The sequence below is a fragment of the Pseudomonas flavescens genome (assembly GCF_013408425.1).
In the GTDB taxonomy this organism is placed as follows: domain Bacteria; phylum Pseudomonadota; class Gammaproteobacteria; order Pseudomonadales; family Pseudomonadaceae; genus Aquipseudomonas; species Aquipseudomonas fulva_A.
The window spans coordinates 1,001,372-1,014,497 of sequence record NZ_JACBYV010000001.1 but is presented as its reverse complement, the minus strand read 5'-3'; the positions used below and the strand labels follow the sequence as shown (position 1 = coordinate 1,014,497).

The 13,126-nt window shown below is 50.9% G+C and carries 8 protein-coding genes; 4 read left to right on the top strand and 4 right to left on the bottom strand.

What is annotated here, in order from left to right; all coding sequences use genetic code 11:
- Positions 1-47: 47 nt before the first annotated feature.
- Positions 48-1,022, bottom strand: coding sequence for an endonuclease (locus FHR27_RS04345; protein WP_179537898.1), 975 nt, complete (start codon positions 1,020-1,022; stop codon positions 48-50).
- Positions 1,023-1,185: 163 nt separating this feature from the next.
- Here FHR27_RS04345 and FHR27_RS04340 point away from each other — a divergent pair, with 163 nt between their 5' ends.
- A complete protein-coding gene (locus FHR27_RS04340; RefSeq protein ID WP_179537897.1) occupies positions 1,186-1,545 on the top strand; it encodes a histone-like nucleoid-structuring protein, MvaT/MvaU family in 360 nt (119 codons plus the stop codon).
- Positions 1,546-2,385: 840 nt separating this feature from the next.
- Here FHR27_RS04340 and FHR27_RS04335 read toward each other — a convergent pair.
- A complete protein-coding gene (locus tag FHR27_RS04335; RefSeq protein WP_179537896.1) occupies positions 2,386-4,725 on the bottom strand; it encodes an AAA family ATPase in 2,340 nt (779 codons plus the stop codon).
- A 164-nt stretch (positions 4,726-4,889) separates the two neighbouring features.
- Positions 4,890-5,432 (bottom strand): HEPN domain-containing protein, encoded by a 543-nt coding sequence (locus FHR27_RS04330; RefSeq protein ID WP_179537895.1) that lies wholly within the window; start codon positions 5,430-5,432, stop codon positions 4,890-4,892.
- Between the two features lie 182 nt (positions 5,433-5,614).
- Between FHR27_RS04330 and FHR27_RS04325 the strand changes: the two genes are divergently transcribed.
- The 3 genes from FHR27_RS04325 (at position 5,615) to FHR27_RS04315 (ending at position 12,253) form a co-directional block, all read left to right on the top strand.
- A complete protein-coding gene (locus FHR27_RS04325; RefSeq protein ID WP_179537894.1) occupies positions 5,615-8,494 on the top strand; it encodes a UvrD-helicase domain-containing protein in 2,880 nt (959 codons plus the stop codon).
- Positions 8,495-8,669: 175 nt separating this feature from the next.
- Positions 8,670-10,589 (top strand): ATP-dependent nuclease, encoded by a 1,920-nt coding sequence (locus FHR27_RS04320; protein WP_179537893.1) that lies wholly within the window; start codon positions 8,670-8,672, stop codon positions 10,587-10,589.
- Positions 10,586-12,253, top strand: a complete 1,668-nt coding sequence (locus tag FHR27_RS04315; protein WP_179537892.1) for a UvrD-helicase domain-containing protein — start codon at positions 10,586-10,588, stop codon at positions 12,251-12,253. Before FHR27_RS04320 ends, FHR27_RS04315 begins: the two co-directional genes overlap by 4 nt.
- 167 nt (positions 12,254-12,420) lie before the next feature.
- Here FHR27_RS04315 and FHR27_RS04310 read toward each other — a convergent pair whose 3' ends face one another.
- The gene (locus FHR27_RS04310; protein WP_179537891.1) at positions 12,421-12,903 is read right to left on the bottom strand and encodes a hypothetical protein; all 483 of its coding nucleotides are present in this window, start codon (positions 12,901-12,903) and stop codon (positions 12,421-12,423) included.
- Positions 12,904-13,126 lie beyond the last annotated feature (223 nt).

The following is a 13,126-nucleotide window of genomic DNA, read 5'->3' as shown; positions in this document are numbered from 1 at the left end:
GTTCAACAGCGCACAGCTGTTTAGCTGCAGATGAAAAAGACATTCGCTCAGTTACAGTTACCTGCTTTGCGAAATCCTGCGTTGATCGCATCTGACTCAGACTCAAAGGCCACCTGATTCTTTGGCGAAACCTGCCCGTAGCTCGGGCACCCAACCGGCAAGTGGTACACATTGCTACGCCGGTTGCCAATCACCTCGCCTCCAACTGAGCCGGCGTTCGTCATTTGCTGCTGGGATTTCGCTACTTGTCGCCCCGGTAACTCGGGTACCGCCGCTGCTAAGCCCTCCCCGACTGGCTTGTGCCCAAGTGACCAAGTTCGTTCGCCCGTAACGAACTTGTTGGAGTGTCCGACAATCAATGAGATGCGCTCACTGCGCTCAACCTCCCAGGAGCTCGGCGGATATTGCTTGCTCCAGGCCATCAGGAGCTGCTGCTGTTGCCGCGACATATTCAGCTTGTATCGATCAAACATGTAGAAAGTCGTGCGGGCAACAAGCCCCTTTACCTGGTTACGAGGCTCAGCAGTTCTGGCACCGAAATCTATACGCGTCGTGCACTGCCCATACTGCGCAGACACGCCTGAAACCATTCCAAAATTGAAATTTGCGCGGTCGCCGTTCACTTCACCAACTGAGGGGTAAAGGTTGTAGAGATCAGCTTCCATGCCTCGGAAAACCGGATCAGTAGCTACGCAGTTCTTGCGACCACCGTTCTGCCAGCACTGTCGCTGGTGGCCGAACTGCCAAGCTGGCACGATGTGTTCCCACTCAGTCCTCGCGGCGCGGGTCGGCTGCTTCCTGACTTCGTAGCCGCAGGACTCGGGGTCTACTCGGCCACCTGACTTACCTACCCATTGCCACTTGCATCCGCAGTAAAGATCTCCGACAGGGCCATTGGCTTGGTCGAAAAAGACTTTAAGTTTCGCAACGACTTTGGCTTCGTTGAAGCTGGTTGGGGCATTCGCAAAGGCTGGGGTTACGACGAAAATCAGGAAGGCAAGGAGAGTTAAAGCTTGGTGCATGCTAAGGCTTAATTTCGTGAGTAGGCAGAGCCATTATAAGGGGCCTACCCTGCCCTCGGGCACTACTAAAAATGCAACGAAATTCCTTTTTGAATTAAGCTGTAGATTCAGGCACAAACAAACCCGCAGCAAGCTTCGTTCGTTAATTTATTGGGGAGAAACCATGTCAAAATTAGCCGAGTTCAAAGCCTTAGAAGCTCAAATCGAAGAGCACAAGCAGCGCCTTGCCGCTCTGCAGAATGACCAAGGCTTGAAGAAAGAAATCGAATTTGAAACCAAACTGCGCAAGCTCCTTGGTGAGTACAGCTACTCGCTGCGCAACGTGATTGATCTGCTGGATCCTTCGGTTGGAACCGGGCGTAAAGCTGCTACACCTAAGCCGGCTCGTCGCGAGCGGACTCTTAAGACTTACAAGAATCCGGAGACTAGTGAAGTGATTGAGACCAGGGGCGGCAATCACAAGGTGCTGAAGAGCTGGAAAGAAGAGCATGGCGCTGAGACGGTTGAGAGCTGGGTGCAGTGAGTGATGAATTAGAGGCCGCGAGAGCGGCCTTTAATACCCTTACGTGTACCAATGCTCCTTTAGGGCGATAGTCTTTCGCTCACAACCTGATCCAGAACACTTCGAAAATTACTCAGGTCTTTGTATTCTTTGTTATTTCCTGCGCTTAGGTTTTCGAAGGCCTTGTAAAAGTCTTGAATTGAAGGGATACAGGAGGTTAGCGTTTCTTTAGCAGCAACTTTGTGTAAGAGACTTTCACAAAGATGCCTTCCCTGATCTGTCATTCCAGTGTAAGAGACTATCGAAAATCCGTTTGTCTCCATTCTAATAAAATTAACGTGCTCCGCATACTTATGATACCTCGGGTGATAGAAGTCTTTGACTTCATCCGGGCTAGGATATTTCGTACTCGAAAAACTAAAAGCGCCCCAGCAGGCATCTGTTTTCGAGCTATTACAATCGAAACACGCGATTCCGAAATTAAAGAAGTGCACAACAAACTGCGGATATCGCGAGTGCGGCAAGACGTGCTCAATTGGACAGGCGTGAGCAATATTCACTAGCCATCTCTGACAATAACAACACCTTTGCCCCTGTCTTGCTAGCAAAAAATCTCTGAAGCTTTTCTTAATATTTACTCCAGACATTGTAGTGGACTTGCTTTGATAATTAGTCAAAGCAGACCAATGATTAGTCTTAATGCCGGGAGAAAGCATCGCATCTTTGTGAAAATGCACCAAATACCTTAGTGCGGCTTTTCGGTGAATTTCGGGCTTATAAGCCCGCTTACGAAAAAGACGATACTCGTCTCTCAAGTCTTGTCTGGTTGGGACAGAGTAATCAGCCAATCTGAGTTTCTCACTATTTTCTTAGAATTTCGTGAATAGCCTTTTCGGCATGTCCAATCAACGATTTCGGGTCGATTGACTGCGACTGAGAATCCAAAGAGGTGTCTTCGATGGTCTTCAGCATCGCGTTCAGCTCTTCATTAATAGCCAGCAATAATTCCTCTCGCATATCCCTTTCCAAACCTGCGCCTTTAATAGCTCTTGAGACGAGCGAAGCGCACCGCTCAGGCAAATCTCTATTATTTGGCGTATATATCTTAAAGCCTTCCATCAAAACGGTTTCGACTGACTGCCTATCTGGTAGCTCAATCGGGGTCAGCAAATTATCAGCAGCCAAAAAACAATTATCCAAATTACTCGAATTAACAATGAGCGTCGGCGAATGAGTGGCAACCACAAATGAGCAATTTAATCTAGCCGATAAATTGGAGATAATTTGGGGCAGCAATTGCTGCCATTTGACGTGGAGGCTAGTCTCAGGCTCATCAACTAAAAAGACAGCATTTGAATCGCAACTAATCAATATGCTAGCAACTAGAGAAACTACTTGCTGTTCTCCTGAGCTCAGCTCGGAGACTCGGACTACGTTAACATCTTTGCGAGCAGCGTTTGCCGCACTCTCTCGAGCAAAGGAAAATTCGTGATGTTTGTGCTCAGTGAGTATTTCCGCATTTTGAGCTGCAGACTGAGAAAGCTCTAATACGCCGTTTACGTATCCGCCTCGCAACATTAAACGATCTGGAATGGTAGTCGACAGCAAGTAGTAAACTTTGCTAAAGCCCAGCATCCCCAACGTTAAACTAAACTGGTCAAGAAGATGTTGATCAGAGAACACTTGTTTCAAAGCGCTATGAATCTGAGCATTACTTTTTCTAATCGATATTCCGTCTTTCGACGTACGAGCGCCCTTATATAAGAACCCGGACTTATTCCCTTGCCCTATATTAAAAGGAAAACGATCAGTGCAAGAAAATGAAAGGCCAACTGTTCGACGCCCCTTATTTTTCAGGTGTTTTAGAATAGACTTCAAGAGCAAACTCTTCCCGGCACCATTATCCCCGATGACGTACGTCACCGAGTTGCCCCCCTCAAGGGAATTGAGAATTCTCCTAGGATCGAGAATTTCTAGGTCTAGTGACTTTATTGGCGTTTGAATAAGCGATGCCGGCATTAATCTTGAGAGTCCAACGCGCTCAACTGTCAGGTTTTTTGATAGCCCAGGCACCACAAGGTGCTTTTCTATCTCTCGGCTAGCATAAGATGCAGTAATTTGCTGAAAAATATAATCAAGCGCCCCCCTACTATGAGCAAAGCTGGAGCCAGCACCGCGACGATAGTTGAGCAGATTTGCTACAAATCTCGCGGCATCCTCTGTACTCACTTTAGGAGAGAAAGTCAGTAGTTTTTCTGAGTTCACCAGATAAACTGGCTGACCCCATGGCTTATTTTTATTAAAAACCCAAACAGAGATGGTATGCTCAATACCTTCGAAATCTGTTGTCGCTAGATCCACTACAGCCTCAAGATACTCGGTAACAATAGCCTGCCCTCCTACCCACACTTTCTTAAGTTGCTGCCAAGGGTAGTCCGGAACATAGATCACCACCTCCTGTGACCTCTCGCTCAATAAAACCTCTTCCACAACCTCGAATGATCGCCGATCATGAGTACGGCCTGCGTCATCTATTACTGCAACAGCTTCGGCCTCACGATGAAGTCCAACTAGAGCGAAGTCGCCCTCAATAAACTCAAACCCATGAACTATTTTCTTAAGAATGATCGCCGAAGAAATTATACCTACAGGCGCGTCTCGAACGTAAACCGATATGCCATCTCTGCCCTTCTTATGCGCTACAGATACTTCCAAGTTATACGGAGTATATTCTACAACAGGTAACGATCCTGCCAGCGCTGTGCAAAACTCAGCCATTTCCCGCGAATGATAAAAACTTGATCCAACCTGACTTTGCACGACAAGATCATAGAGGTGGTCAAAAACTGCAATAACATCTTCATAGCCCGAGGGCAGAATAGCTGGTAGTTGTTTAAAGAGTGCCCGAGCACTCCCTTGAGAAACATTGTGTGCAGGGTTCTTCCCACCATCGATTGCAGTTAACTTTTTAAGAAGATGAAATCTATCTTCGATATTGTTGATATCATCGAGCCCTTGATACTCCGCTCCTGAATATCGAATTATCGCTGAGGAATCTAACGAAAACCTACTTGCAACAATGTAATACATCGCAATCCACTTGCAAGCCTCAATATCGACCGCAACCGGGCTGATCTCAGAATGAATTTTATTTAATTTTTCCAGAAAGAAATGGGCATGCAAATTTCTTTGATCAATCATTTTAATTCCTTAACCCTGCCAGTAAAAAACTAGCCCACGATAATCGCGATTCCAGAACTAGCTCTGGCCGCGCTGTATCCGTCAGGCGGCCTATCAACGTCCTGGCTTCAACTGGCTAACTAGTTAGGTGAGTACTTATTAGCTAGGCTGACAGAGCCAGCGTATTACAACTGTTGATCTAGGCACTGATCCGTTTTTTCCACGAGCAACTTCATAAACCGGATGGCTTTCTCCAGATCATCGCGCTTGACAAGATGTGCGGCTGGAACACCAGTGGACTGAATTTTCGAACGGTGCACAGCCTGACCACGCTTCACAATCAAAGCATCGAGAGCCTTGCGATTACCCAGAGCACTGTTGCTCATTCCACTCCAGCTTTCAGTGACGTCAATGCCGAGGTAGTCGAAAAATAACTGCTTGGTCTTGGCCGAGTCAGGTGTATTGAACCGCTTCAGTTCGGTCTCCAGCTTCTGGCTCATGAAGTCACCGCACCGGCTTCCTTTTATCAGCTTGAGCTGGATCGTCAGCGCCTCTGTAACACGATCCTCAACGTAGGTTTCCCAGGCGGTAAGGGCCATCACCAATCCCGCACGCTTGAGCACCTCCGCATTGGCGGGCGGGGGGTTGGCGTTGAGTGCGTCGAAGTGCTCCAGGAGCTCCTCGGCGTCTTTGATCGAGTATTGAAAAGCCTGCTCTGCTTTTGACATCAAAAAATCCTTTAGCGTCTGTGTCCATCGTGGAGTGCGCCATCCTAATACTCACAGTGTTCTGCTGCTACTGATGTTACGCTGCTCCACCATGCCCCACAGCCTAGAACTCGGCCAGTGATGTGAGGGGCAGCTCGACTTGAATAAAAGGAATTGCCTCTGCTGCTCAGGGGCGGGATCAAATGACACGGACTATTCACTTCCCTTGGTGGGCTACTCTTCTTTTTTCCTCGGCAAGATCAGCCAAGCTCACAGACAGCGGCATTGAAATCACTAGCCGCCAAGGCACTCAAGCATTCAACTGGCATGAGATCGAGCAGTTGCCCTTTAAGGGGCGCCGGCTCATTGGTCATACGCTGGTTTTGCGTACTGCTATAGGTGATGTTCGACTCCACTTCAGTCGTGCGCATCAGCGTGACGAGATCTGGACGCTAATCGCTCGAGGCTGGTATCTCCCGCGCTTATCTAGCATTAGAGCGCGCATGCTGGCCTTCACGAACAGCCTCCCCAAGAACGGCTACGTCCGTAGCTCCCAGTGGACTCCCATTGCCCAAGAGTTCGAAAGACTCCGCTCAATCCTGCCTCCTGAACCACCTGTCTATCTACTTGATGAAGAGCAAGAGCGCTTCTTACGTGCAACCATCGAATTTGTTCGGAGCCCGAATGCATGGCTCACGCAATCTCGCATTCGTTACGTCCAGAATGCCCTCTCCCGACACACTCATCTCTTCGATACTGTTGAGAGCAAGCCACTTACAGCCAGGCAACGAGAGGCCTGTGTCGTTGATGAAGACAACAACCTGATACTCGCGGGGGCTGGTAGCGGCAAAACCAGCACCGTGATGGGTCGCGTCGCCTTCCTCGTCCAGAGTGGTCAGGCTAAGCCTGAAGAAATACTCCTACTGGCCTATGGGAGGGCTGCGGCAGCAGAGATGCGAGAGCGGCTCGAAAAACGCCTCGGCATAAAAGGGATTACCACTGCTACGTTCCACGCCCTCGGGAGTACCGTAGTTGCAGTGGCAGAAGGAAAGAAAGCGTCGTTGAGTCCGATGGCGGATGACGAGAAGCTAAAAGAGAAGTTCATTGATCTAGAATTCCAGCGCCTTCAAAAAGAGGATCCAGAATACCGTCAACTCATTCTCACCTACTTCGAGCGGTGGCTGCATCCCGAGCGCAATCCGTTCGATTTCGAGACGCTAGGCGACTACTACCAGTTCCTCAATGACAACCATGTACGGACGCTGAAGGGCGAGAAAGTGAAAGGCTTTGGCGAATGCGATATAGCCAATTTCCTTTTCAAGAACGGCATTGAATACCGTTACGAGGCCCGCTTCGACACGCCTGAGCAAGCCAAAGCGCGCGGTGCATACCACCCCGATTTTTTCCTTCCTGATCACGGGATCTATATCGAGCACTTTGGCATCGATGAACAGGGCAACACTGCCCCCTATATTGATCGCCAAAAATATCATGACGACATGAATTGGAAGCGAAACGTCCACAAGCTGGCAGGAACTACCCTGCTTGAGACGTATCATTCTCAAAAGCAGAAAGGACTGTTGTTGGACACGCTGGAGAAGGAACTCACCAAGGCGGGTGTGAGCCTCAATCCATTGCCCCCCGAGTCGGTGCTCGAAACCCTTCGAGAGATAGGAGCAATTTCTGCGTTCTCGAAGATTTTGGCGAAGATGCTCAGCCTGCTGAAAGCAGCAAACTTGAGTGTCGAGGAGCGCGAAAACCTGGGTAACAAGACGCCCCAACTCGGAGCAGCCTTGAAGCTCCTAATGCCAATCTTCGAGGCCTACCAGGCCGAACTCAAAGATGATGTCGATTTCGACGACATGGTGGTTAAGGCTACAACCTATGTTGTCGAGGGTAAATTTAGCATCCCTTGGAAATTTATTATCGTCGACGAGTTCCAGGACATCGCCAAATCACGGGCCCAGCTCGTACAAGCACTCCGGAAAAAGAAGGGGAATGTTTCGCTGTTCTGCGTCGGAGATGACTGGCAGTCGATCTATCGGTTTGCTGGCAGCGATATCGGCTACACCTCAAGCTTCCGAGAGCAGTTCGGCGCTACCTCCACCATTGAGCTCGACAAAACCTTTCGCTTCAACAGCCAGATCGGTGAAGTCGCAAGCCGCTTCGTCACGCAGAATCCCAGGCAGTTGGTGAAGACCGTTGTATCTCATGAGCAGGTACTAGCTCCTACAGTTTCCCTGATGAGAACAGACGTTGATCCAGCTGATACCAGGCTGCAGATTGCAGAGCGGATCGTACAGATTGCTCTCCCGAACTCGTCTGTCTATTTCCTCGCGCGGTTCTCACATGACCTACCTGGTAAAGAAGAGCTTTCACAGCTCAAGTGGCGCTTCCCTGCCCTTCAATTTCTGATAGACACGATCCATGGAGCCAAAGGCAAAGAAGCTGACTACGTCATCGTTCTTGGGCTGACCAAGGGGAAGTACGGCCTACCTTCTCAGATCGTCACCCACCCTCTCATTGACGCGTTACTCCCAGAACTTGAGCTCTTCCCTCACGCTGAAGAGCGGCGCTTGTTTTACGTGGCCCTCACCCGAGCCAAGCACAGGGTCTACCTCCCCTGTGACATGAGGAAATGCTCGCCCTTCGTCCAGGAGCTGGTCAAAAACGAGTACCCACTAGACCTGGAAGAGTTTGCGACCAGTAACCAGCAACGGCACGCCTTAGAGGTGAATTGCCCGAACTGTAAGCGAGGGCACCTAACTGAGCGTACGAACAGGTCTACCGGAAACAAGTTCGTAGGCTGCACGAATTACCCGCTATGCAGCCATACCGAGAAAAGCTGCTCAAGGTGCAATGCGCCGATGGAGAAGGCAGGACGATTCAGGCAGTGCGTAAACGCAGCGTGTGGTTGGTGGACACCGATCTGCCCCGTCAGCGGGGGGGAGATGAGCTACAAGACTGACTTCAAATATTGGGGATGCTCGGACTATCGCAGTAACGACCCCGGCTCCTGTCACCATAAGGAATATGGATATATTGGCGCACCGCCAGCAAAGAAATCTCAGCAGGCACTTTAGGCCCTGCTGCACTGTGCATCCAGTATGCTTAGCGTTCTCTCGAAGCCTGCTGGGGGTCTCCGAGAGACTAGCTACTTAAGCAGCCCATCAGGCACATTGAGCAACACAATGTGACCTCCTAGCCAGAGATCGGTGTGAACGCTATCTCAAGGAAAACAGAAAGGAATCTCACTTCATGAAGCTTTTTAGCCTGGGAATCAGCGGTTTTCAGTCATTTGGGCCGGGTATCACCACGATCACTTTCGAAGACGTGACCTATCTTCTCGGGCCTAACGGTGCTGGAAAGACTGCGACGCTCCAGGCACTAGCACGCATGTTTGGCTTTGAACCCGCCCTGCGACGCCTTCGCCGATCAGACTTCCATGTCCCTCTGAATGAGCAGGAGGTTCCCGAGCAACGCACGCTTTGGATTGAAGCCGACTTCACCTTCGAAGAAACCGTAGATGACGAAGACGATGACACGGTACCCCCTTTTTTCTCGCAAATGACGCTGCGCTCGGAAGGTGATGTCCCGCGAATTCGTTTTCGATTGGAAGGAGTTTTACATCCTGATGGTGATGTGGAAGAGCGATTTGTCTATGTCACCCGAATGGACGAGGACGGACAACCCACCACAGTCAAACCGGTGGCAAAGCGAGAAAGAGACGAGATACAGCTGCACTATCTGCCAGCCCGCCGTGATCCTGCCGACCATGTCGCTTACGGCGCGACTGCGCTGCTAGGTCGCCTCCTGCGCGCAGTGAATTGGAGCGACGATCGCGACTCGATCAAGGAGCTCACTGACCAGATCACAGATTGTTTGTCGAGCAATGAGTCGATCAAGGCTCTGAGTAACAGCCTCAGTGGCGCCTGGCAGCAACTGCATAGAGGAGACTTCTTCGCTTCTCCATCGCTCACCTTTGCGAACTCTGAAATCGAGGCGATCCTGAGACACCTCTCGATTTCCTTCAGCCCTGGACATGGTGAAAGCCAAGTGGATTATGCTCGGCTGAGCGATGGACAAAAGTCGATGCTCTACCTCTCGTTGGTGCTGACATCTTTGACCATTGGCCGCGAAGTGAGGTCGGGGCAAAACACATCGTTCGACCCTATGAAACTGAAGCCCTCGGCATTCACGATACTGGCTGTGGAAGAGCCCGAGAACAGCCTTTCTCCGCATTACTTGGGGCGCATCGTGAGTTCGCTCAAATCCTGCGTGGGCGTGGACGCTCAAGCCCTGATCGCGACGCAAGCGCCCTCAATGCTACGTAGGGTCGAACCTGAGCACATTCGATACCTGCGCCTGAATGCGAGGCGTGAGACAGATGTTTCAACGATTGCACTACCCCAGAAACGAAGTGACGCCTACAAGTTCGTCAGGGAAGCAGTACAGGCCTTTCCTGAACTCTATTTCGCACGCTTGGTGGTGCTTGGCGAAGGGGACAGTGAGGAGATCGTGCTCCCCCGCATCCTTCAGGCCAAAGGCGCTCCCGTCGACGAGTCAGCCGTAGCCATTGCTCCGCTGGGAGGCCGGCACGTTAATCATTTTTGGCGGTTGCTCAATGCCATTGGCACACCCCACATCACCCTGCTCGACCTTGATGTAGGACGCCATCAAGGCGGTTGGGGGCGGGTAGGATATGTCCGTGACCAACTGGATGAATTTGCCCCCGCTCGCAGCCTTCCTCAGCACTGGGAGCGCCACACGTGGAATGATGCAGACGTGCTGGTGAGAACACATCATTGGTTTGACAAAGATTGCGATCTATTTGCCGATCTAGAAGCACGCGACGTTTTCTTCTCGGAACCTTTGGATCTGGACTTCGCCATGCTCAAGGCTTTCCCCAACGCCTTTGGTGCTGTGTCAACGCCCCCTACTCCACATGACTATGTGACCGTCCTTGGCAAAAGCCACTTCAACCCTGGGCAGTACGACGCAACAGAGCAACAACTGTTCGCGGCGTACCACAAACTGTTCAAACTGAGCAGCAAGCCAGCAGCTCACCTTGATGCACTAGGCAATCTTTCTGACCCAGAGTTACTGGCCTCTCTCCCTCCATCGCTGAGCCGGCTAGCAGATAGAGTCATCGCGAAGCTGGACGAGTCTCCAGAATGATCTCGAACGATCAGTGGGCGCCTTCGCCAGGTGTACATCTCGACAAGATCGCACGGAGCGTAGTGAACGAACTCGGTCAATCCATCCTTCTAACCGCCGGGCCCGGAGCCGGTAAGACGGAAGTCCTCGCTCAACGAGCTGACTATCTGTTGAGAACCAACAACTGCCGCTACCCCAAGCGAATTCTGGCGGTGTCGTTCAAGACCGACGCTAGCCGTAACCTCAAGGAGAGGATTCAGCTTCGATGTGGATGGGATTACGCCTCAAGGTTCGACAGCGTGACCTTCCATGGCTTTGCCAAACGAATCATTGATAAATTCCGGCCCATCCTGGATGAAGACTTAAGCCCTGATTACACCATCGGTGCCGATCCGATTCCAGGCAAGCAAATTACCTTCAAGCAGCTCCTTCCCCTTGCCATCAAAATCATAGAGCGCAGTGAGATTGCTCGTAATGCAATCCGAAAAACCTATGCGCACGTATTCCTCGACGAATTCCAGGACTGCACCAGAGATCAGTACGAACTCATCAAGCTGGTCTTCCTCAACACCGATATTCGCCTCACGGCGGTCGGGGATAGCAAGCAAATGATCATGGGGTGGGCCGGTGCGCTAGAAGGAATTTTCAAGATCTACACCGACGACTTCGGTGCCCTTCCCCTTCATCTGTACGTTAATTTCAGATCACAACCCACTCTGCGCCGTGTTCAGAATGAGATCATCAGGGAAATCGACCCTACGGCAGTGACACCCGCAGAATTGACCGCAGGACAAGATGGCGAGGTTTTAGCGGCTAACTTCCAGCACTCCACTCAAGAGGCCGGAGTGGTTGCGGACAGCGTTCTCCACTGGATTGAATCGGGTGTTCCTCCAAGTGAAATAGCGGTGCTTGTCCCCAGGCAGGTTGATGACTACTGCTCTGAGCTGATGAGCCAACTGGCAAATAGAGGTGTAGCCTCAAGGAATGACAGTGACCTTCAGGACTTGTTGAAGGAGCCAGCAGTGCGCCTGGTTATCGACTACATCACCTGCCTGTATGGGAAGGGCGAGTCAGATGCATGGTCACGCCTCATGGATCTATTCACCCCCTACGATGAGGCAAGCCGAGATCAGCTTCACATGCTGTTCGAAACCATATATCGCAGTCAGCTCCGCCTAGTTAAGGCAGCAAGTAAAACAGATACGCCATACGTAGACTGGTGGACACATACTTCTGCGTTTCTTAACGGCGTGGGCTATCCGATGCTCACCGCACTATCAGGGGACTACGAATCTACCCCGCGCTTGCATGAGGTAGTTCGAGATATTCGAGATCGCATCCGTACTCTACTCGTTAGCGAAGGCACCATTGCTCACGCGCTTGCTCGCCTTTCGGACAATCAAGCCGTGCGCTTTCTCACCATCCATAAAAGCAAAGGACTGGAGTTCAATACCGTCATTTTGCTAGCCGTTGAGAAGCAAGCTTACTGGGCGAAAATCAAGGACGAGCGTTGCGTCTTTTTCGTGGGCGTCTCGCGGGCTAAAGAACGTTTGTTCATCACGACTGCAGACTACCGGCCAAAACCTAAAGGGGCAGCGGGACAATGGAAGGAAAACCGCACACCTCATCACGAGTTCGTTCCCCATGTGACCAGGCACCTGACAGGAGACCTGCCTGGTGGATAAAGCACTTGGCATAACTCATGATCTTTCGATTGGATACGAATTAAGCCGCAAGCCTAAAACGGCTTGCGTACCTCTGAGCTAAAACTCTCAATGGTGAACGTGACTGCCCTGCCTGAATCCGAGCGACCTCTGACGCTAATCACGTCAGACGCCCTGGCTTCTAGCGGTCAAAGCCCAAGGTCAGCACTGAATCGCAAATCACGTAGGCGATCAGGAAGTACCTCAACAGGCACGAGGATCAGCACCTTCGACGTAAGAAAGTGCCAAATCTGGTTCTGAATGATAAAGCTGCCGAGCACTTCGCAGATCTCCTCACACCCTTTTTGAGACTCATCGTCCACTGCCAACAGGGCACCTACAGGAAGAATTTCACGCAGCAATTTAAAGATCGTGAACGGGTATCTACCATTGCCATCCAAATCAGCAATAGGAGAGTAACGGAAACATCCTGGGTCGTAGCCCTCCCTGATAGCCTCCTCCAGCTCCTCACGTAGCGCCTGGTAATCGAGGCATGCAGCAGCAGCCCACCAGAGGAACTCGACATCTTCGATCGTCCACCCCTCCGGCACGTTCTCTCGATAATTCTCGAACTCTGCGTACATCACAATATCGGGGCGCGGAATAGGTTGGTCGGGCAGCCAGGACGTCATGGGTGCATCGCGTGATATTTGGCCAGTCATGGCATGTTTATCTCTTCAGGTTTGTATGAGTCATCAATCAGAAGATCAGAGCTGAACATGGAGCCTGCTCGCAAGACCCAGTGTAACGCAGAGTAGTTGACCGCCTGAGCTAGGCTGAAGAGAGGCAACACTTAATACACAGGAGCATTTGACCAGCGCAATGCTCCGCCTCAATAATAATGTACTCGAATAC